This window comes from Bradyrhizobium sp. SZCCT0231 (assembly GCF_018130245.1).
Classification (GTDB): Bacteria; Pseudomonadota; Alphaproteobacteria; order Rhizobiales; family Xanthobacteraceae; genus Bradyrhizobium; species Bradyrhizobium japonicum_F.
Genome location: NZ_JAFCKP010000002.1, coordinates 25,400 through 46,759 on the forward strand (window position 1 = coordinate 25,400; position 21,360 = coordinate 46,759).

General features: G+C 65.9%; 13 protein-coding genes. 7 read left to right on the forward strand and 6 right to left on the reverse strand.

Translation table 11 applies throughout. From position 1 onward, the window contains the following. Positions 1-443: 443 nt before the first annotated feature. Positions 444-620 carry a hypothetical protein gene (locus JQ566_RS07560; RefSeq protein WP_167406711.1) on the reverse strand — a complete coding sequence of 59 codons (177 nt, stop codon included), beginning with the start codon at positions 618-620 and terminating at the stop codon, positions 444-446. Between the two features lie 9 nt (positions 621-629). Further along, positions 630-863, reverse strand: coding sequence for a DUF6894 family protein (locus JQ566_RS07565; RefSeq protein WP_212371594.1), 234 nt, complete (start codon positions 861-863; stop codon positions 630-632). A 200-nt stretch (positions 864-1,063) separates the two neighbouring features. Here JQ566_RS07565 and JQ566_RS07570 point away from each other — a divergent pair, with 200 nt between their 5' ends. The 3 genes from JQ566_RS07570 to JQ566_RS07580 all read left to right on the forward strand — a co-directional run bounded on the left by JQ566_RS07570 (position 1,064) and on the right by JQ566_RS07580 (position 5,206). Further along, the gene (locus tag JQ566_RS07570; RefSeq protein WP_212371597.1) at positions 1,064-3,151 is read left to right on the forward strand and encodes a PQQ-dependent sugar dehydrogenase; all 2,088 of its coding nucleotides are present in this window, start codon (positions 1,064-1,066) and stop codon (positions 3,149-3,151) included. Beyond that, positions 3,108-4,049 (forward strand): SMP-30/gluconolactonase/LRE family protein, encoded by a 942-nt coding sequence (locus JQ566_RS07575; RefSeq protein WP_212371599.1) that lies wholly within the window; start codon positions 3,108-3,110, stop codon positions 4,047-4,049. Before JQ566_RS07570 ends, JQ566_RS07575 begins: the two co-directional genes overlap by 44 nt. Positions 4,050-4,180: 131 nt before the next feature. After that, the gene (locus tag JQ566_RS07580; RefSeq protein WP_212371601.1) at positions 4,181-5,206 is read left to right on the forward strand and encodes a histone deacetylase family protein; all 1,026 of its coding nucleotides are present in this window, start codon (positions 4,181-4,183) and stop codon (positions 5,204-5,206) included. A 44-nt stretch (positions 5,207-5,250) separates the two neighbouring features. Here JQ566_RS07580 and JQ566_RS07585 read toward each other — a convergent pair whose 3' ends face one another. The 3 genes from JQ566_RS07585 to JQ566_RS07595 form a co-directional block, all read right to left on the reverse strand. Then, positions 5,251-5,982, reverse strand: a complete 732-nt coding sequence (locus JQ566_RS07585; RefSeq protein ID WP_212371604.1) for a 4'-phosphopantetheinyl transferase family protein — start codon at positions 5,980-5,982, stop codon at positions 5,251-5,253. Positions 5,983-6,200: 218 nt separating this feature from the next. Continuing rightward, on the reverse strand, positions 6,201-6,374 hold the full coding sequence (locus JQ566_RS07590) for a hypothetical protein (RefSeq protein ID WP_212371606.1): 174 nt from the start codon (positions 6,372-6,374) through the stop codon (positions 6,201-6,203). Positions 6,375-6,516: 142 nt separating this feature from the next. Then, positions 6,517-12,960 (reverse strand): non-ribosomal peptide synthetase, encoded by a 6,444-nt coding sequence (locus tag JQ566_RS07595; RefSeq protein ID WP_212371608.1) that lies wholly within the window; start codon positions 12,958-12,960, stop codon positions 6,517-6,519. Between the two features lie 137 nt (positions 12,961-13,097). On the opposite strand from JQ566_RS07595, the gene JQ566_RS07600 reads away from it, so the two are divergent. From JQ566_RS07600 to JQ566_RS07610, 3 genes are all read left to right on the forward strand, one after another. Further along, the gene (locus tag JQ566_RS07600; RefSeq protein WP_212371610.1) at positions 13,098-16,562 is read left to right on the forward strand and encodes an ATP-binding protein; all 3,465 of its coding nucleotides are present in this window, start codon (positions 13,098-13,100) and stop codon (positions 16,560-16,562) included. 1 nt (position 16,563) lies between these two features. Beyond that, the gene (locus JQ566_RS07605) at positions 16,564-17,358 is read left to right on the forward strand and encodes a protein-L-isoaspartate O-methyltransferase family protein (protein ID WP_212371613.1); all 795 of its coding nucleotides are present in this window, start codon (positions 16,564-16,566) and stop codon (positions 17,356-17,358) included. A gap of 94 nt (positions 17,359-17,452) precedes the next feature. Continuing rightward, complete coding sequence (locus JQ566_RS07610; RefSeq protein WP_212371615.1) at positions 17,453-18,400, forward strand: DUF6492 family protein; 948 nt, start codon at positions 17,453-17,455, stop codon at positions 18,398-18,400. A gap of 19 nt (positions 18,401-18,419) precedes the next feature. Here the strand turns inward: JQ566_RS07610 and JQ566_RS07615 are convergent, their stop codons facing one another. Then, positions 18,420-19,487, reverse strand: a complete 1,068-nt coding sequence (locus JQ566_RS07615; RefSeq protein WP_212371617.1) for an endo-1,4-beta-xylanase — start codon at positions 19,485-19,487, stop codon at positions 18,420-18,422. A 304-nt stretch (positions 19,488-19,791) separates the two neighbouring features. Here JQ566_RS07615 and JQ566_RS07620 point away from each other — a divergent pair, with 304 nt between their 5' ends. Further along, positions 19,792-21,228, forward strand: coding sequence for a lipopolysaccharide biosynthesis protein (locus tag JQ566_RS07620; RefSeq protein ID WP_212371619.1), 1,437 nt, complete (start codon positions 19,792-19,794; stop codon positions 21,226-21,228). The last annotated feature ends 132 nt before the right edge of the window (positions 21,229-21,360 follow it).

Here is a 21,360-nt window from a genome sequence, read left to right on the forward strand (position 1 = left end):
GGCGAAGCCCGCGGACAATGGCACATTGCGGCCAACGAGAACATCGAAAGGGAGGCGCGACATGGCTGGTGTGAAACAGGCGCGGGATGAGAGCTTTTCCCTGCGGCCATCCTTCGAGACGCCCGCTTGAGGCGGGCTCCTCAGGATGAGGGCGGAGTGCGTGGGGCAGTTTCAACGGACACTGACGCCGATGAGCCTCATCCTGAGGAGGCGCGTCAGCGCCGTCTCGAAGGACGAGGCGTGCGCGCAGGCCGCCGCCGCGAGTCATATGCGATAGTCTTGGCAAGTGAGGTGCGGGGCTGCTCCCCAATCTCGTCATGCCCGGGCTTGACCCGGGCATCCACGTCTTTGGACCCGGCTACAAAAACGTGGATGGCCGGGACAAGCCCGGCCATGACGAAGGATAGATAGAGATCGGTGGGGAAGCGGCAAAGCCTCAGCGCTCAGCGCATGCGATCCAGCCGACTGGCCTGATATTTGGCGCGCCATTTCGGGCCAGGCCCGCGCATGTAGTGCAGCTCGGGGCGGTAGGGGTTGCCCGCGACGCGGATCAGCGTCTGCCATTTGGTGGCGACAAAGCTCAGGGGCTGGCGGAGCAGGCTCAAGGAAGCGAGCAACATGGCATCACCTCAATGCGGCTTGCCGAGCATGGCGGCGAAGGGGAGATCGAAAATCTCCTCGCCATCGTCGTCGCTGACATGGATCACCCAGTCGCGCCAGTCTTCGGCACCGGGCGTCTGGATCATCGAGGTCATGATCTGGGTGGCGCGGTCGCGCGCCTCGGTCAGACTGGCGACGGCGGCCCCGTAGCGGTCGATCAGCGTGCCCTCGGTGTTGGAGCAGTGAAAATAGACCTGGACCATAAGCGCCTCCTGTAGAAAGCGATTGGGACGGCAAATCGATACCACCCCAAGCCTTCGCGAAACATTCGGGTCGAGCCCGGTAAGGGAATTTACGGAGGTTGGTCGCCACCAAGATCGTGACAGGTTTGATCACAGGCGGGTGATGACTGGACGGCGCCCGGGCGGCATGGAACAACGTCCGCGGGAAGTCGGGGGCGGCCGTGAACCAGTTCACATTCGAGAGCGGACGGCGAAATCTGCGCTTGCTTGCAGCTGTCGTCCTTGCCGCGGTCTTGGCCGCCGCGCTGCTCGGCTTCGCCCCGGCTTCGTCCGAGCCAATCAGGAAGAGCGGCTACGCGATCGGCACGGAATCCTGCGGCAGCGGCGATCTCGCCTTCCCCAGGATCCAGGTCGACATGAAGGCGGGATTTTGCGCCGGCCTCGTCGCCAGCGAAGCGGACCGCCTCAAATTCCCGCGCTCGATCGTCCAGGTGCCCGGCCGCGACCTGTTCGTGGTCGCCGACATGGGCGGCTGGGGCCACACCGACGGGCGGCTGCTGCTGCTCGATCCGCGCGCGCCTCAAGGCCAGCGGTTCAAGGAGCTGCTGACTGGGCTCGAATACCCGTTCGGCCTCGTCACCGGTCCGGACAAAAAGCTCTATGCCTCGACCGCGGAGACGATCTTCCGGCTCGATCCGCTCGCCGACAATCCACGCAGCACTGTCGAGACCATCATCCGCCACATGCCCGGCCGCCGGATCACGCTGCCGGATGGCACGAGGCTCGATGAGAGCGCGCATCCGCTCAAGCAGTTCGTGTTCGATCGCGACGGCCGGCTGTTCGTCAATGTCGGCTCCCACAGCGACGACTGCATCACGCCGGCGCCGATCACAAAACCCTGTGCGGCGGCCGAGGGCGCGTCCGCGCTGGCATCGATCTGGCTGTTCTCGCCGCCCGCTGGCGGTGTCTTTCCGGCATTGAAGCCTGGCGAACCCGACCCGCCGCACGCCGTCTATGCGCGCGGCTTGCGCAACTCGATGGCGCTCGCGCTGCATCCGAATTTTCCGGATGCCGGCTACGCCTTCCTGCAGGGCGAGAACGCGCGCGATCTGCCCGACATCTTCAAGCCGAACGAGGAGATCAACGCGATCGAGCAGGGCAGGCACTACGGCTGGCCTTATTGCTACGATCTGTCGACGCCAAGCCCCGAATTCAGGCTCGTGCTGCAATCGGGGATCTACAAGTCGCTCTGCTCGGCCAATGCGCTCTACAAGGCGCCGCTCTCGCTGATGCCGCCGCATGGCGCGCCGCTCGCGATGCTCTATTACCACGGCGGCAAATTTCCGGAGCTGGAAGGCAAGCTGCTGGTGGGCCTGCACGGCTATCGGCCGACCGGCAGCCGTCTGCTGGTCTATGACGTCGACGATCACGGTTTCCCCAAACCTGCCCCGGCACCAGTGCGCTATCATGTCAGTTGCGCGGCTGACCCGACCCGCAGTTTCCAGACCGACGCCGGCGAGGTCGCTGCCGCGCCGTTCGAGGAGCTGATTGCAGGCTGGCACCGCGTCAACGGCGCGCGGCCGCAAGGCGCCCCGGTCGGCATGACGGTGGCCGAGGACGGCGCGATCTGGCTGGTCGAGGACAAGAACAAGACCGTGATCCGCATCGATCGCGCCGCGGGTGATCCGCCGTCACCGCTGCCCTGCGAGGCGCGCGGCCAGGCGATGATCGATCAGCTTGCGGTTTTCGTCGCCAGGGACGCACAGAACAGTGCCCGGCTGACCACACTGCGCAACGGCCTCATCGAGAAGCATTGCGTCGGCTGCCACTCGGATTTCGGCTTGAAGCCGGGCCAGTCGGAGGCAGAGAAGGACGGAGCCGTGCTCCGTTTCATGCTGTCGCAGGACGGCTGGATCTATCCCGGTGATCCCGACGCCGGCAAGCTGCGCACGCGCCTGCGCGGCCTTGGCGCCGAGAAGCTGATGCCGCCGGGTGGCGAGAGCCTGCCGAAGACCGAGCCTGGCTACAAACGTCTGCTGGATGCGGCGGATCTGCTCGTCGCGAAGATGGTTCCGGGCACGCGGATGCGGATCAAGCCCGGTCCGCCGCAGCGCAAATTCTATGGCAAGACCAACAAGGAATGCGGCGAAATACCGGCCGCCAAGGTCGTTGTCGTGACACAAAGGAGCGCTGTAGACAAACCCGGCTTCAGCCGATTCTTCCGGCCAGCCGATCCCTATCTGAATGGCGAGTGCACCGACGGCGATGGCTATTACATCCGGCAGGAATTTCTGGTGCCTGTGCAGTAGCATCTTTTTCGTCATCGCCACGGCGCCCGCCTGGGCCGAGACCAAGCTGTTCGAAAGCGCCCAGGTGACGCCCGCCGGCGAATACACGTTCGGCATCGAAGGGCCCGCCGCCGATCTCGACGGCAACCTCTTCGTGGTCAATCTCGGCAAGCCCGGCACGATCGGCAGGCTGCCCGCCGGCGGCGCCGCTTCGGAGCTGTTCGCGACACTCCCCGAAGGCAGCGTCGGCAACGCGATCCGTTTCGATCGCAGCGGCACGATGTTCATCGCCGACTACAAGAAGCACAACATCTTCGCGATTGCGAAGGGCGCGACCGAGCCGTCCCTCTGGTTTCACTCCGACGAGATGAACCAGCCCAACGACATCACCATCGCGCGCGACGGCACGATCTATGCGAGCGATCCGAACTGGAAGGGCAGGGAAGGCCACATCTGGCGCATCGCCAGGGGAGCCGGCGGCACGGTGCAGGGGCAGATCATGCCGGCGCCGCGCGCGATGGGCACCACCAACGGCATCGATCTCAGCCCGGACGGCAAGACGCTCTATGTGGGCGAATCCAGCAGCGGCCAGATCTGGTCCTATGCGATCAGCGGCAACGAACTCACTGCGGCAAAACTGGTCAAGGCGTTTCAGCCCGACACCGTCGACGGCCTGCGCACGGACGTTGCCGGCCGCCTCTATGTCGCGCGCATTCTCAAAGGCACGATCGCGCTGATGAAGCCGACCGGCGCGGTCGAGCGAGAGATCCCGCTGAAGGCGAAGGAGCCGACCAACCTCGCCTTCGGCGGCAGCGACGGCAAGACCGTCTTCGTCACCCAGCGCCAGGGTGGCTTCATCGAGGCCTTCCGCACTGACCAGCAAGGCCGCGAGCACTGCCTCCAGCGCGGGCGTTGCTGAGCTTCGCGAGCGGTCTGCTTTCGGCGCAGGGCAGCACGACGAGGGCGGCATTCTTCTTGCTTGCATCCGGCGGCCGTGGCGATCAAGACTCTGCGGCACGTCCAGTAGCATGCGACCCACGGAGTGTTTGAGTGAAAGCCGTCCATACCGAACTGCACCGCAGCCACGATCCGCAATTCTTCCTGGTTCGCGGTGTCGTCAAGCGCACCACCGAGCAGCCCGAGCGCGCCGACCGCCTGCTCAAGGGCCTGAAGGACGGCAAGCACCAACTGGTCGAGCCGACCAAGTTCGGGCAGGGGCCGCGCGCGCGCATTCACAGTCCGGAATATCTGTCGTTCCTGAGCGAAGCCTGGGAAGCCTGGACCGCGCTCGGCGATTCAGGCCCGGAGATGATCGGCAACATCCATCCCGTGCGCCATGCCGCAACCTATCCCACCCACATCGTCGGCAAGCTCGGCTGGCACACCGCCGATACCGCGGCGCCGATCGGCCCCGGCACCTGGGCTGCGGCCTGCGCCGCGACCGACGTTGCGGTGACCGCCGCGCAGATGGTGATGGACGGCGAGGACGCGGTGTATGCGCTCTGCCGTCCGCCCGGCCATCACGCCTATCGCGACATGGCCGGCGGCTTCTGCTTCCTCAACAACAGCGCGATCGCCGCGGCGCATCTGCGGCAGAAGCACGAGCGCGTCGTGATCCTCGACGTCGATGTCCATCACGGCAACGGCACGCAGGGCATTTTTTACGCGCGACCGGATGTCTACACGATCTCGATCCATGCTGACCCCGTCGCGTACTATCCCTACGTGTGGGGCTATGCGCATGAGCGCGGCGAAGGACCGGGCCTCGGCACCAATCTCAACATTCCGCTTCCCATCGGCACCGGCGATGACGGCTACATCCAGGCGCTGGACCTCGCGCGCAAGGCGATCGAATCCTTCGCCCCCGGCGCCCTCGTCATCGCACTCGGCCTCGATGCCTCCGAGCACGATCCGCTGAAGGGCCTTGCCGTCACCACACCCGGCTTCCGCCGCATCGGCCATGCCATCGCGAAGATGGGCCTGCCGACCGTGTTCGTGCAGGAGGGAGGTTATCTCTCGGATATTCTGGGTGCGAACCTGACCTCGGTGCTGGCGGGCTTCGAAGAAGCGCGGTGAGATTTCTTCGCCTCTCCCCGCAAGCGCGAAGACGCGCCGTGCCGTCATTCAGCCGCTTCCTGGAGCGGCCAGGCATGGCGGCTGATGGGAAGGCCGCCATCCGCTCGGGAGCCATCGGCGATCGCGAGGCGATGCGAGGGCGATGGCGAGCACAGCGAGAAGCGCCAGCCGTCCGGATCGTCGGCGATGCCGGGCTTGAAGCTGATCTCGATGGCCTCGCGCGACACCTGCATCGCGAAGGCGTCGAGCGGCAGATTGAGCCCGAAGCCCCGGGCCTTCAGATAGGCCTCCTTGAGCGTCCAATAGTCGAAGAAGCGCTCGATCGCCGCCGGCTCCGGCAGTCCGCGCAGCGTTTCGACCTCCTCCGGCGCAAAGAAACGATGCGCGGTGGACAGCGGGGCGACACGCCGTGACACGGTTTCGACGTCGACCCCGACGGCCTCATGCCGCGACACCACGCAGGCGACGCAGCCGTCGGCATGCGACAGGCTGAAATGCAGCGCTGTCGAGGTGACGGGCGCTGCGACGAACGGCCGCCCATAGCGGCCCGCGCCGAACGACCAGTCGGAGGGTGCGACGTTGGAGGCGACCTGCGACAGCGCCAGGCGCAACATGGCATGGGCGAAGGTGTACTGCCGCCGATGCCGCTCGAACACGAAGCGATCGGCCCGGGCCCGTTCGTCGATCGAGAGCAGGCGTCGGCACGCCTCGACCGCGCCCGGCGCGTCAATGGTCTCGATCAGCCCGACAAAGAGTTCAATTCTGTCGTCTGCCATCAATTGGGCCCATGGCGTCAGGCGAGGCCAAATCCCCGGTCCCGACGGAAGAATCAGCTGAGCAGGAATCAACCAGGAGGACCTCTCCTAACGGTCCACCCAGGCGAATTCTTGTCGATTTGCAGGCCGGTTTACAGGCGCAAGCTTGTGCGAGACCCCAACTCGACGAGCGAGCGGCCGCTCTGCGAAGACTCGTACGGCGTCCCCGACCGACGAATTTACTTCTTCTTCTTGGACTTCTTCTTCTTGGACACGCGCAGAGCTTTGAGGCTGTCTTCGACATCCTTCAGCTCGTCCTTGAGTTTCTGCTTCTCGAAATTGAGCAGGTCTTGCAGCGCCTTGCGGTCCTCCTCGCTGAGCGAGGTCTTCTTCGTAAATTTGATGAAACCCATAACACTCCCCCGGTTGAAAATAATCGTCCAAATCAAAAGGTGAGAATAATCTTGCGCGGTGACGCCAAATAATCAAGACGCAACTTGATCATTCACAGCTTTGACGCGCGAATCCGTACTCGTCCGCGATGTATCCCGCTCTCTAGGCCGCCCTGCGCGCGAGTAACCGGCCGAGCGGTGCATTGGGTTGGGCGACGGCTGCCGTCAGCAGCGCGACGAGGTCCTCCATCCACTCGCCGACCATTCGGCCCTCGAGCAACTTGCGCTTGTAGTTGCACGAGCCGGTGATGCCGGTCGGGCGCTCCTTGAGCATCAGCGACAGCCAGGTCTGGTCGATCGGCAGCACCGGCTGGCCCTCGCGCGCGATGTTGCCGATCGATCCTGTCGCCAGATCCGGGAGATCGAGCGGCTGGCGCAGCGGGTTCTGCAGCGTGAAATAGACCTGGAGCAGCGAGGCCGGATCAATCCCCTCCTGCTCCAGATGATCGGCCAGGACGTTGAACGGCAGCTCCTGCCGCGCATGCGCGTCGAGCACGCTCTGACGCACCCGCGCCAAGGCCTGCACGAACGACAGATCCGGCGTGATCGCCGTGCGGACGATCACCGTGTTCTCGAACGGGCCGATGATTCGGTCGGTGTCCGGCTGGGCACGATTGGCCATGGCGGTCGCGACCGCGATGTCGGTGCGGCCCGTCCGGGCCAGCAGCATGGCCTTCAGGCCGGTGAGCAGACACATGAACAGCGTGCAATTGTGCTGGCCGGCGAACGCCGTCAGCCGACTGATCAGCTCGCGCTCGATGGTGACCGGATGATGCCCGGTAGAGGCGCCCGGGCTTGATTCGCCGTCGAAGACGGGACCCGCTCCGCGCAAATTCTCGGTCCAGTCGGCGGCCTGACGGCGCGCGGCGTCGGTGCCGCACCACCAGCGCTGCCAGCGTGCGACATCCGAAAACGCCGGCGGCGGCTTCGGCAACGGCGCGGACGGATATCCGGCCAGCGCCGCATAGCGGCTCGACAATTCCTCGAACAGCACGCCGATCGACCAGCCGTCGACAACGGCGTGATGCAGCGTCAGCAGCAGCACGTGATCGTCGTCGTGGAGCCGCAACAACCGGGCGCGCAGTAGCGGCGCGCGCGTGGTGTCGATCGGGCCATAGGTCTCCTGCTCGATCAGGAGATTGATCTTCCTGAGTTCGAGCGCCTTGCGCCGCTTGTTGTTGTGGGGATGACCGTCGCCGATCGTCTCGACGGTCATGACGCGGCCGAGAGTGCGCGGCGCGACGATGCGGCTTTCGGGCTCATCGCCGTTCCAGGCGAACGCGGTCCGCAGCGATTCGTGCCGGCGCACGACATCATCGATCGCCCTTGCCAGGGCGGCCGAATCGAGTGGGCCCTGCAGCCGGAGGGCGAAGGGCAGGTTCAACAGCGGCAGCCCCGGCAGATTCCGATCGATCCGCAGCATCTGGTCCTGCGCGATGGAAACCGCAGGAGGCCCGCCTGCAGCCAATCGCGGCACGCTTGCGGCGGGCTTGTGCGGCTTCGCCGCCACGGCCTCGTCGACCCGCCGCGCGAGCGCTTCGATCGTCGGTGCCTCGAAGATGGTCTTGATCGGCAGCGACACGCCGAGCGCGCGCGCGATGCGCGCCATCACCTGGCCGGCCAGCAGTGAATGGCCGCCGAGATCGAAGAAATTGTCGGCGACACCGAGGCTCTCGACCTTCAGCAGGTCGATCCAGATGTCGGAGAGCACCTTTTCGGTGAAGCGCCGCGCCGGCACGGCCGCATCCGGCCCGGACGTTTCCGGCTGAGGGGGCACCAGCAGCGCGGAGCGGTCGATCTTGCCATGGGCGTTGAGCGGCACCTGATCCAGGAACAGGAAGGCGGACGGGATGGCGTGGGCCGGCAGCCTGCCTTTCAGGAACTCGCGCAGCTCGCTGGCGCTGCTCCGGCTGTCGGGCTTGGCGACGATATGGGCGATCAGCCTGATATCGCCGCTCGCCTCGCGGCGCAGCTCGACGATGCCGGCGCGCACGTCTGGATGCTCGGCCAGCGCGTTCTCGATTTCCTTGAGCTCGATGCGGTAGCCGCGGACCTTGACCTGTTGGTCGGCGCGGCCAAGGCATTCGATGGTCCCGTCGGCGCGGCGCCGGGCAAGATCGCCAGTCCGGTAGAGCCGGCTGCCGGCCTGGCGCGAGAACGGATCGGGCTGAAAGCGCTGCCGGCTTTGCGCGGGGTCGTTGACGTAGCCGCGGCCGATTCCGGCGCCGCCGATGCAGAGCTCGCCGGTCACGCCGATCGGTTGCGGCTGGAGGTTTGCGTCGAGCACGTAGAGCTGGGTGTTCGGCAGCGGCGCGCCGACCGGTACGTTGCCCGTCGCGGTCGCCGGCGCCTTGGTCAGGCGGTGCAGGGAGACGTCGTCGGAGCATTCCGATGCGCCATAGGCATTGATCAGCGGCACTCTCGGACAGCGGGCGAACCAGGCGCGGCAGAGATCGACGGGCAACGGCTCTCCGGTCGAGATCAGCAGCCGCAATCTGGAGAAGGCGCCAAGCATCGGCGCCTCGTCCATGCGATCGAGAATGACGCGCAGCAGCGAAGGCACGATCTCGAGCACCGTGATGCCCTCGCGCTCGATCTCCCGCGCCAGCAGGATCGGGTCCTGCACGATCGCGTTGCCGCAAACATGCACGCGCGCGCCGACCATGGGTCCGGCGAGGAATTGCCAGACCGAGATGACGAAGCTCTGCGGCGCGGTTTGCGCGATCACATCCCTGGCCGAGAGCCCGAGCTCGGAGATCAGCGAGGCCAGATGGTTCGACAGGCCGCGCTGCTCGATCATGACGCCCTTCGGTGCGCCGGAGGAGCCGGAGGTATACACGAGATAAGCCAGGCTGGAGGCGGCGCGCCGCGGCGCACGCGCCGGCTTTGTCGATCCGGATGCAAGAGCGTCGTCGAGCCCGGCCACCTGGATGCGCTCGACCAGCGGCTCGAGCAGGGCCTCGACCATGGCGGACTGCGCCCGCCCGGTCAGCAGCACGCGGGCGCAGCTCGATCCGAGCATGGTCGTGAGCCTTGCCGGCGGCTGGTCGGGATCGAGATTGAGGAAGGCCGCGCCGACGCGCTGCACCGCGATCATCGCGGCGAGCAGGTCAGGTCCGCGCTCCGCGAGCAAGGCGACGACGCTCTCGGCGCCAACACCTTCGCGGGCCAGCCAGCGTGCGGCCGCCTGGCTGCGGCGCGCCAGCTCGCGATAGCTCAGCGATGCGCGGCCGTCCGACACCGCAACGGCGTCCGGTGTCTTCTTCGCCTGGCGGTCGAAGCGTTCGCTTAAGTTGCCGCGTGTGCTGAAATTGGCCGGCACGCCCCGGCCTTTCGCCAGCAGCCGTTGGCGTTCGGCCTCGGTCAGGAGCGGCAGGCGCGAGATCCGCTGCTCCGGATTGGCGATGACGGCCTTGAGCAGCGTCTTGAACTGGCCAGCCATGCCTTCGATCGTCGCGGCGTCGAACAGATCGGTGGCGTATTCGAAGAAGCCGGTGAAACGGCCATCGGCCTCGACCAGTTCGAGCGTGATGTCGAAACGCGCCACCTCTGGATCGACTTCCAGCCGCCGCGTCGACAGGCCCGGGAAGCGCGCCGTCTCGATCGAGGCGTTCTGGAGGATGAACATGATCCGGAACAGCGGATTGCCGTCGCTCCGCCGTGGGATCTGGAGCGCGCGCAATATCTCCTCGATCGGGAGGTCCTGGTTGCGGTAGGCGTCCAGCGTGACCTGCCGCACCCGCCGCAACATCTCGCCGAAGCTCGGATCGCCACCGAAATCGTTGCGCAGGATCAGAGTGTTGGCGAACAGCCCGATCAGGCGCTCGCTCTCGATCTGGTTGCGGTTGGCGATCAGCGAGCCGGTGGCGACATCCTCATGCGAGGTGTGACGGAACAACAGGCACTGGAAGGCGGCGAGCAGCGTCATGAACGGCGTGACGCCCTGGTTCTGGCTCAGCGCGCGCAGTTGGCCCGACAGCGTCTTGGAGAATTCGAGATAGTGGCGCGCGCCGTGACCGCTCCAGGCCTCCGGCCGTGGTCGGTCCGTCCGCAGCGGTAGCGTGGTAACGCCGTCGAGCTGGGCCCTCCAATAGTCGAGCTGCTCCTTCGCCGCCGGCGTCTGCGCCCAGCTCTGCTGCCAGCGCGCAAAGTCGCGATACTGGAAGGCAGGCGCAGGCAGTGCGGCCGGGTGCCTCTTGCGCGCCGCGGCGTAATGGATGGCGAGCTCTTCCCAGAACAGCCGCTGCGACCAGCCGTCGGTGACGAGGTGATGGACGTTGATCACCAGCGCATGGCTGTTCTTGTCGAACGACAGCAGTGAGACCTTCAGCGGCGGCTCGTGGGCCAGGTCGAACTTATGTTGCGCGAGCTTGAGCGCCTCGCGCCTGATAACCGCGGGCCGCTTCTCCGCAGGGCAGGGCTTGAGCTTGATGCGCTCGAACCGCGGCGGCGATGACAGCACAAGCTGTACCGGCTCGCCCTGGCGTTCGATGAAGACCGAGCGCAGCGCCTCATGGCGCGTGCAGATCGCCGTGAGGCTCGCGGAAAGCGCGGCAGCGTCGACCGCGCCAGTGAGAAGCGCGACTTCGACGACATTGTAATTGTAGCGGGTCGGGTCGAGCCGCGAGAGCACGTACATCCGCTGCTGCTGGAATGACAGCGGTGCGTCTGTGCCCGCAAGCCGGCGCCAGGCCGGCAGCGCCGTCTCGCGCCGGCTTGCGGCAGTCTCAATCCGGGCCGCGAGTGCCGTGACGGTGGAGCAATCGAAGATGTCCTCGAACGAGAAGTCGACTTGGAAGCGTTCGCGCAGGCGCGAGCGCATCTGAGTCACCGCAAGCGAGTCCGCACCGAGCGCGAAGACATCCTGGTCGACGCCGACCTGCGGCAGCTCCAAGAGGCCGGCCCAGATCTCGGCGAGCTGCGTCTCCAGCGCGCTGCGCGGCAGTCGCGTCGCGCCGGCATCTGCCGCCTCCACGATCAACCCGGCCAGTGCGTTGCGCTTGACCTTGCCGCTGGCGCCTTTCGGCAGCGCCGCCACGCTGCGGATCAGGCTCGGTATCTTGTAGGCTGCAAGCCGCTTTCGCGCGAACTGGCGCAACTGGTCGGAGGTCGCCTCGGAATTCGGCCGCAACACCACGACGGCGGCGACGTTCTCGCCGAGCTTTTCGTGCGGAACGGCGAACACGCCGGCCTCCAGCACCGCGGGATGGCTGAGCAGAACCTCTTCCACCTCCAGCGGCGAGATTTTCTGCCCGCCGCGGTTGATGACGTCCTTGATACGTCCGACGATGAAGAGATAGCCGTCGGCATCGAGATAGCCGAGATCGCCGGTCCGGAACCAGCCGTTGCGGAACGCGGCCTGCGTCGCCGCATCGTCATTGTAGTAGCCGCGGCTCATGTTCGGACCGCGCAGCATGATCTCGCCGTGCGTGCCGCTTGCGAGCGTGCGGCCGGCCTCGTCCGTGATCGCGATCTCGGGACCCGCGGCACGGCCGACCGATCCGACCTTGCGCAGCTCGAACGGATTGGCCGCGATCTGCGAGGCCGCCTCGGTCATGCCGTAGGTCTCGAGCACGGGAACGCCGAACGTCGCCTCCAGCCCTGCGAGAATCGCCGGCGCGAGCGAGGCCGAGGCCGAGCGGATCACGCGCAGCGACGACGGTCGGGCGCGGTCCGGGTTCGCTTCCGCTGCGGTCAGCAATGCGCGATGAATGGTCGGCACCGCCGTGTACCAGGTCGGTTGCAGCTCCCGCATCCAGCCGAAGAAGGAGGATGCGTCGAAACTGTCGGTGCAGATCACGCTGGAGCCCGCGGCCAGCGCCGTGAGAAGACCGGAGATCAAGCCATGGGCATGAAACAGCGGGAGGACGTTGAGCAGGCGATCGTGCGACGCGAGCGACAGCACATGGCCGGCATTGTAAGCGGACAGGCAGACATTGCGATGGGTCAGCGGCACCATCTTCGGCCGCGCCGCCGTGCCTGACGTCAACAGGATGAACGCATTGTCGTCGCCGCGCGCGCCGCCGCTGGCATTCGCCGGCCCGATCGTCGGCGCGATGAATGCGCAGCCACCGAGATCGTCGACCGGCCCCGCCACGAAATCGATGACCGCGATATCGAGCGCCCTGGCGACGTCGCGGCTCGCCGAGTTCATGTCGGCCCGGGTCACGAGCGCCGTCAACTTCAGTTCGCTGAAGTAACGTTGCAGCTCGTCCGCGGTCAGATCGGGATTGACGGGGACGCAGGCGCAGGCTGAGGCGACCGCGACCAATGCCAGTGCACTGTCGGCGCCGCGCGGCAGCGCAACCGCGATGCGGTCTGCGGGGCCGACGCCGAGTTCACGCAAGCTACGGACCAGTTGCCGGATCGATTCGTCCAGCGCGCCATAGCTGAGGACCGGCCTGCCAGGGGCGAGGAGTGCGGGCGCCGCCGGTGTCTTGCGGGCGTAAAATTCGAGAAGGCCGCCGATATGCGCGAATATCTTGGTTTCGGCCGTCGTACCGGCTGATCCCTCTTCCGCTCCGGATGCAATGTCCGACAACGCCATTCCCTTTTGATCTGATTGAGCTATTCTTCCTAGAAGTTAGGGAACGCGTCCAGTCCGAGGTGAAGTTTGGGCCCCAAAATCTGTGGTTGAGGGGCCCCTAAAGCCCTTCGACGGAGTGAGGGTCGGGCAGAATCACCATGCTGGAGAATGAGCCGGGCACGGAATCGGAAGGCGGGCTGAAGCGCTGGCTCGAAGGTATCGGCCTCGGGCACTACACCGATCTCTTCGCGCAGCACCGTCTCGATCTCGATGTCATGGGGGACCTGACCGAATCCGATCTGGTCGAGCTCGGATTACCGCTCGGCGATCGCAAGCGGCTGCAGCGGGCGATGGCGGCGCTGTTTCAAGCGGAAGCGGCGGAGGCGCCAACCGCGGCGGTGCGTCCGCAAGCACGGGCGGAGGTCGGTGCCGAACGGCGCCAGCTCACCACCATGTTCTGCGACATGGTGGATTCCACCTCGCTTTCCGCGCAGTTCGATCCGGAAGACGTCCGCGACCTGATCGCTGGCTTTCGCGAAACCTGCGTCCGCGTGGTCAAGCAGTACGAGGGCTTTGCCGCCCGTTTCGTCGGCGACGGTATCCTGGTCTATTTCGGCTATCCGACCGCACATGAGGACGATGCTGAGCGTGCAGTGCGCGCCGGGCTCGAGATCGTGCGGCTGCTGTCGACGGCGCGCGCGGTCGAGCCGCGGGGCGCGCTCAGCCATTCACCCGCCGTCCGCATCGGGATCGCGACCGGCCTCGTCGTGGTCGGCGACCTCGTCGGGCAAGGCACCGAAGAACGCGACTCCGCGGTCGGAGAAACCGTCAATCTCGCGGCGCGCCTGCAAGCCCTGGCGCCGCCCAACGGCGTGGTGATCTCCGCTTCGACGCAGTCGCTGCTGAAGGGGAAGTTCGACTACCGCAATCTCGGCGTCCATGCCTTGAAGGGGATCTCCGAGAAGGCGCAGGCCTGGCACGTGGTGCGCGCCTCGCGGGTGGAGACCCGCTTCGCCGCCGCCATGGGCACGCGGCTGACGCCGCTCGTCAACCGCGAGGAGGAGATCGCGCTGTTGATGGGACGCTGGCAGCAGGCCAAGGACGGCGACGGCCAGGTCGTGGTCAAGTTCGGCGAGCCCGGCATCGGCAAGTCGCGCATCATCCAGGAGATCTTCGAGCGGATATCCGGCGACCGCCATGGACAAGTCTCGCTCCAGTGCTCGCCTTACTACACCTCCACGGCGTTCCATCCGTTCGTCGAGCAGCTCAAATTCTCCCTCGGCCTCGATCGCGAGGATCCGTCAGCGCTGTCGCTGGCGGGCCTCGAGACCGCGATCGCCGCCGCTCATGGCGACATCGAGCAGGTCGCGCCGCTGTTTGCCGCGCTGCTGTCGATACCGACCGGAGACCGCTATCCGCCGCTCGAACTGTCGCCGCAGCAGCAGAAGGATGCGACCGTTGCGGCGCTGGTGAACCATTTCCTCGGCCTTGCGCGCGAGATGCCGCTGGTGATCGCGTTCGAGGATCTGCACTGGATCGACCCGACCTCCCGCGAGGTGATCGACCTCCTGGTCGACCGGGTGCAGAACCGGCCGATCCTGGCCATCATGACCGCGCGCTCGGAATTCCAGCCGAGCTGGAACGCCCATTCACACATCACCACCCTGGTCCTCAACCGCCTGAGCCGGCAGCTCCGCACGACGCTGGTCGAGCGTGTTGCGGGACGCGAGCTGCCCAAGGAGGTCGTCGAGGAGATCATCGTCAAGACCGACGGCGTGCCGCTGTTCCTGGAAGAACTGACCAAGACGGTTCTCGAATCCAACCTCCTGACCGAGCGGCACGGGCGCTATGTGTTGTCGGGACCGTGGCGGCAGCTCGCAATCCCGGCAACCCTGACCGATTCTCTGATGGCGCGGCTCGACCGGATGGGGCCGTTCAAGCGGATCGCGCAGATCGGCGCCACGATCGGCCGCGAGTTCTCCTACGAGACGTTGCACGCCGTCGCCAATACGCCGGCCGAGCAGATCGAGGCGGCACTCAATCATCTGGAGGAGGCGGGGCTGATCGTGCGCCGCGGCCATGCGCCGGACGCGCTCTACTCCTTCAAGCACGTGATGATCCAGAACGCCGCGCATGCGAGCCTGTTGCACAGCGAGCGGCGCAAGCTGCATTCCCGCATCGCCCAGGTGCTCGCCGAGATGTATCCGGAGAAGACCGAGCGTGAACCGGAGCTGCTCGCCCATCACCTGACCGAATCCGGCCAGAGCGAGGGCGCCGCCAGCTTTTGGCTCAAGGCCGGCAAGCAGGCGGCCAGGAGCGGCGCCAATCTGGAGGCGATCGGCCATCTGCGCCGCGGCCTCAGCGTCGTGCAGGCCAATGCCCGCATGCAGGGCGCGGACGAGATGGAGCTCGAGCTGCGCATCGCGCTGGGTAATGCGCTGATCGCCGCCAAGGGCTATGCCGTGCAGGAGGTCGAGGAGAACTACATCCGCGCGCTGGAACTCGGCCATCAGCTCGATGATCACGAAAAGGTCTTCGCTGCGACTCGCGGGCTCTGGGTGTGCCACTTCATCCGCGCCGATCTCACACGCGCGCACGATCTCAGCGTCGAGCTGTTGAAGTTCGCCAAGCGCGAGCGGCTGAACGACCGGACGCAGCCGGCGCAGCAGACCGGCTATCTGATCGAGGCGCACCGCGCGATTGCGATGACCATGCTCTACCGCGGCCGCTTCGCAGCCGCGCAGCACCATCTGCATCGCTGCATCAACCTGTTCAGTCCCGATCTGCACTCCAACCTGATGGAACGCCACGGCATCGACCCGGGCGTCGTCTCGCTGTCTTATCTCGGCTACCTCCTGTGGTTCCTCGGCCGGCCCGACGCGGCGCGCCAGCACAGCGAGCAGGCGATCGCGAATGCGGAGAAGATCCGTCACCCCTTCACCCTCGCCTTCGCGCTCGTGTTCGGGGCATATCTCTGTCAGCATTTGCGCGACGTCGAGGGCACGCGCGACCATGCCAACCGCGCCATGATCATCGCCACCGAGCACAATTTCCTGCATTGGAAGCAGCAGGCGACGATCCTGCGCGGCTGGGCGCTGGCTCAGCTCGGCGAAGCCGACGAAGGCCTCAGCCAGATGCGCTTCGGCCTCGACGAGTACGAGGCGATGGATTCCTGGCTCGCCGGCTGCTGGTTCCGCTGCCTGCTCGCGGAAACCTACGCCAAGCTCGGGATGCGCGACGCCGCCTTGCGCGCGCTCGACGGTGCGCTTGCGACGGCAAGACGGACCGGCGATCACTCTTACCTCGCCGAGGTCTATCGCCTGCAAGGCGAGATCACGCTGTCGGATGGCGACCCGGCCTCGGTACAGGAGGCCGAGGACCTGTTCGGCCTGTCGCTCGAGATCGCACGCAAGCAGGGTGCGCTGTCCTGGGAGCTTCGCACCGCCGTCAGCCTCGCGCGCCTGTCGCATCAAGCCGGCAAGCGCGAGCACGCAAGTCTGCTGCTCGTGCCGATCGTGAACAAATTCAGCGAAGGTTTTTACACCCCGGACCTGAAGCAGGCGATGCAGCTCGTCAACGAGCTCGGGACGGACGCGCCCGTTCGCGAGCAGGCCGATCTGTGACATGAGCGATCTTGCCGCCGCGCGTGCGCGCTACGTGGAGTTGATTGCCAGGCGCGAGCGGATTGCCTCAAAGCGCCTGCTCGACGCGCTTGCCGCCATTCCGCGCGAGGATTTTCTGCCAAGGGGACCCTGGCGCGTCAAGAGCGAGACGGCGCGCAGCTATCGGCTGACGCCCGATGCAGATCCCGTTCATCTCTACGACAATGTGCTGGTCGCGATCGACGCACGCCGCAAGCTCGATACCGGCCTGCCGAGCCTGTGGGCGCATTTCATCGACATGCTCGACATCAGGGAGAAGAACCGTGTCGTGCAGATCGGTTGCGGACTGGGTTATTTCTCCGCGGTGCTGTCGAAGATGGTCGGCCCAAAGGGCGGCGTGCACGCGATCGAATGCGACGAGCGGCTCGCGGCCCGAGCGGCGAGCTGCTTGCGCGGCTATGGTAACGTCAGGGTCGTCAACGGCGACGGATGCAAGGACGTCGGCGAACCCGCCGACGTGATCATCGTGCATGCCGGCTTCTCGCAGCCTCACCCGCTCTGGCTCGAGGCGCTCCGTCCGCGCGGCCGCCTGCTGGTGCCGCTGACCCAGCGGGACCGCGAGGGCGCGGCGATCAAGATCACGCGCAAGGGCAGGGGGTTCGAAGCCGAGGCGGTGCAGCAGATCCGGATCTTCCCCGGTCTCGGCCGCGGTGTGACCGCGCTCGACGACCGCGTCGCCGACTGGTGGCAGCGCGCCTCAGCCCTGGCACCGCTGCGCTTTCGCGGCCTCGCGCAGGGGCTGCCGGTGGATAGCTAACGCTTCGTTTCATTTTACCTTGATTCCGGTTGTGAGTTTCCAGCATCTCGCATTGCGGCTATGAGTGCGGCCTGATCGCCATGCGAGCGCGCCCATGCATTCCGTTGCACTGCTGACTGCCAGCTACGCCAAGGATATCGAACGCTTTTCGCTGCTCAGCGAGAGCATCGACGCCTGGCTGACGGGATACACGCGGCATTATGTTCTCGTTAACGATGAGGACGTGCCGCTGTTCGCGCGGTTCGCCTCCGACAAGAGGGTCATCGTCCCGGCCTCGCGCTATTTGCCGAAATGGCTGTTTGCGCTGCCGCCCGCCCTCCAGTTCGGCAACCGGCGCGTCTGGCTGTCGCTGCTGTCGTCGCCGGTGCACGGCTGGCACATCCAGCAGATCCTGAAGATCGCCGGCGTCCTCAACGCGCCGGAGCAGCGCGTCTGCATCCTGGATTCGGACAATCTGTTCTTCCGCGAATTCGACGTCGGCCAATATGCCGGCGCCGAGACGACGCCGCTGTTCGTCACGCGCGAGGCGATCGGCGCCGATCACCCGTTGCATGGCCTCTGGCTCCGCACCGTCGATCAGCTTCTGGGCATCAAGGAGCGCTCGTTTCCGGCGGACGATTATGTCGGCAACGCGCTGGTCTGGGACAAGGACACAGCCCGTGCGATGACCGACGCGATCAGGTCGGCGACGGGTTTGAGCTGGGCCCTGGCACTGTGCCGGAAGAAGAAATTCTCCGAGTATCTGCTTTACGGAAACTTCGTCGCGACCTCGCCGGAACATCTGGCGAGACATCGGATCACCGAAGACAGCATCGCGGTCTCGCACTGGGACGACACGCCGCTCGACCGTCCGGCCATCGAAGCGATGATGCGCACGGCCTCGCCGGAGCGGGTCGCGCTCTGCATCCAGTCCTATTCGTCGACCTCGATCGACGACATCCGCGACGTGTTCCGTCTCGCCTCGCGCGATCGTCGAAGCCCGAGCCTGGCTCCCGATCACATCGGAGATGCGGCCGCGTTCGAAGCGCCCAAGACACGCTAGTTTCAAGACACGCTAGTTTTCAGGCATCCTTCGTGAACTTGCTGATGACGTCCATGAACGGCTTCGGCTTGAACTCGCCGTCGAGCGGCAGGGGGCGGTTCGGCTGCTTGTCCGCGCGGGCGAAGGTGCCGTTGATCCAGCTGTAGCGATCCGAAAGGCCCCAGGTCAGGATCGAGCGCACCGGGCCGCTGGTTGAGACGGCCGTCAGCAGATCGTCGACGCGCTTGGCGACGATGGCGTCGCGCTCTGCCGGATTGCCCGTCAGCTTCTGGTCGTCGACGTCGAGCTCGGTGATGAGCACCTCGAGCCCCCAGGAGCGCAGCTCGGTCACGAATTCGGCGAGCCCGTGCGTATCGATCTCGAGCTCGGCGTGCAGATGCGATTGCAGCCCCACGGCGTGGAGCGGAACACCCTGGTCGAGCAGATCCATGATGAGGTTGCGATAGGCCGCCCGCTTGGCGATGAACGAGTCTTTCGCCGATTCGATGTCATATTCATTGATCGCGAGCTTGACGAAGGGATCGGCCGCAGCCGCCGTGCGGAAAGCGAGCGGAATCCAGCTATGACCCAGATGCTGTGTCCAGAACGTGTCGCGCCGGTCTTTCGGTCCGCGGGGGTTGTCCGGGATCGGCTCGTTGACGACGTCCCACGACGTCAGCTTGTTCTTGTAGTAGGAGACGACGGTGCCGATGTGGTCGAGATAGGCGCGCTCGACGCCCCTGGTGCTCTTGATCCGCTTGGTCCAGTCCGGAATGTCGTGATACCAGGCGAGTGCGTGGCCACGCATCGTCAGATCGTTGTCTCGCGCGAAATCCAAGATCGCGTCGGCGCGCTCGAAAGCGAACGTATGGGCGTCCGGCCGCAGCATCGGCCATTTCAGCTCGAGCACCGGCACCATCTGGGTGCAATAGGTGCTGATGGCCTCGCCGAGCCGCGGATCGGCTTGCAGGTCCCAGAGCGTCGCCGCAGCGCCAAAGCCGGGACGGCGCTGGGCGCGTTTCGACGCCGGCACCGCGGACGCAGATGTGCCTGCCGCGAGGGCTGCGGCGCTGCCGAGGAGAAATTCGCGTCTGTCGAGCCTGGTCACGGCAGTCCTCATCGAGCCAACGCGGCATCGTACCAAGCGGCGCCTTGCCACGCCGGGGTTTTGCCTTGTTGGGTTAACCTCTGCCGTCCGCAAGTCATGGTTGCGTTCCATGATCAGGCCTTGCCGCTCGAGGAAGGGCAAATTTAACGCTAACGCGCGAAAGCGACTTCAAAGCCGCATTCGCCGCCCGATCTGCAGACTTATGTGACACTCTCGAGCGATGCTGCGGCGCAGTTCGCCCGCCAGGATCCAATTGGATCAACCGTCGCCACACTCGCAAGACCGCTGCCGGTCCCGTGCTCGCATGCTGAACCGCCATTTCTCGATCTATCTGGTCGCCTATATCCTGCCTGCGGCGGTGGGCTTCTTCGCTGTCACGGCCTATACGCGGCTCCTGAGCCCGGCTGAGTACGGCGTCTACGTCGTCGGCATCAGTCTTGCGGGCATTCTGGGCGCGATCTTCTTCGCCTGGATCAAGCTGTCGGTGTCCCGTTATCAGGCGATGTCGGCGGAGGTCGATTTTCGCGGCACGGCGATGGTCGCCTTCGCCCTCACGGTCGCGGTGCTCTGCGCCACCACCCCGCTGGTCGTCCTGTTCCGCAGCGACGTCAGTGTCGAGCTGCTGCTCGCCAGCATGTTCGTCGCGATCATGGCCAATGCGGTCGATGTCGGCCAGGAGTTCGAGCGCGCCAAGTTGCGGCCCTATCGGTTCGCAGCGATCTCGATCGTGCGCAGCGTCTCCAGCGTCGGCTTCGGTCTGCTCGGCATCTGGCTCGGCTGGGGTGGATTGGGGCTGCTGGCCGCGTTTGGCCTGGGATCGCTCGCCGGCATCATCCTGAATCTCGCAGGCGACCGTACCAGGATCGCGCGCTTCCAGCGCAGCCAGTTCATGCAGCTGGCGCGCTACGGCCTGCCGCTGACCTTGGCAGGATTGTCCGTTGCCGTCTATTCGGCCTGCGACCGGCTCATTGTCGCCTATTTGCTCGGCAAGGATGCTGCCGGCATCTTCGGCGTTGCCGCCGATCTGCCGCGCCAGTTCATGGTGATGATCGCATCCAGCGTTGCTGCGGCGACCGTGCCGCTGGTGTTCCGGTCATTGTCCGAGAACAGCAACGAGACGACGCGGGAGCGGCTGACCGAAAGCCTCGAGCTCCTGCTGGTCGTCGTGGCACCCGTCGCGGTGTGGCTCGCGCTTGCGGCGGACCAGGTCGCCGGCACGCTCGTCGGCATCGACTTTCGGGACGGCGTCTCGGCGCTGCTGCCGACGCTGGTGCTCGCCCGCTTCTTCGGTATCGCCAATCAGTTCTACGTGCAGATCAGCTTTCAGCTCGCCGAGCGGCCCTTCATGCTGGCGGCGCAATCCTTTCTCACGCTGGTGATCAGCGTGATCCTGATGTTCGTGCTGATTGCCGCTTACGGCCTCTACGGCGCGGCGCTGGCGACGCTGGCGACCGAGGCGATCGGCTTCCTCGTTGCCGTCGTGCTGATGCATCGCGCCCACCCGGTCCCGTTCGAGCTCAATCGTCTCGGCGGCGTTGCCGCCTCCGCAGCCGTGATGGCGGCCGCGATTCTGGTTGCCCGATCGCAAGCGGGCGGCACCGGCCTCGTCTCGCTCGTCATCGTCAGCCTCGCCGGCGGCCTTGCTTATGCCGCTGCGGCCTGGCTGCTGAATGTTGCGAACGTGCGAACCTTGTCGCTGCGATTTCTTCGCACGTTCAACCGCAAGGCGCTGGGCGTTTAGTTGCGCGCCGGTGGGCGTCGCCGTCACGACGCATCCCCCGGGCAGCTAACCGGACATTCTGCCGCAGCGCTCGGGGCCAGCTTCGGGCCAGCCTCGCCTGAAGGCCGCCTTTCGCGGGCGCGAACCGTCGTA

Bases quoted from the DNA above. Each gene is read 5' to 3' on its own strand.
- JQ566_RS07560 (WP_167406711.1), bottom strand. From the start codon at position 620: ATGTTGCTCGCTTCCTTGAGCCTGCTCCGCCAGCCCCTGAGCTTTGTC.
- JQ566_RS07565 (WP_212371594.1), bottom strand. From the start codon at position 863: ATGGTCCAGGTCTATTTTCACTGCTCCAACACCGAGGGCACGCTGATC.
- JQ566_RS07575 (WP_212371599.1), top strand. From the start codon at position 3,108: ATGGCTATTACATCCGGCAGGAATTTCTGGTGCCTGTGCAGTAGCATC.
- JQ566_RS07585 (WP_212371604.1), bottom strand. From the start codon at position 5,982: ATGGCAGACGACAGAATTGAACTCTTTGTCGGGCTGATCGAGACCATT.
- JQ566_RS07590 (WP_212371606.1), bottom strand. From the start codon at position 6,374: ATGGGTTTCATCAAATTTACGAAGAAGACCTCGCTCAGCGAGGAGGAC.
- JQ566_RS07595 (WP_212371608.1), bottom strand. From the start codon at position 12,960: ATGGCGTTGTCGGACATTGCATCCGGAGCGGAAGAGGGATCAGCCGGT.
- JQ566_RS07600 (WP_212371610.1), top strand. From the start codon at position 13,098: ATGCTGGAGAATGAGCCGGGCACGGAATCGGAAGGCGGGCTGAAGCGC.
- JQ566_RS07605 (WP_212371613.1), top strand. From the start codon at position 16,564: ATGAGCGATCTTGCCGCCGCGCGTGCGCGCTACGTGGAGTTGATTGCC.
- JQ566_RS07610 (WP_212371615.1), top strand. From the start codon at position 17,453: ATGCATTCCGTTGCACTGCTGACTGCCAGCTACGCCAAGGATATCGAA.
- JQ566_RS07620 (WP_212371619.1), top strand. From the start codon at position 19,792: ATGCTGAACCGCCATTTCTCGATCTATCTGGTCGCCTATATCCTGCCT.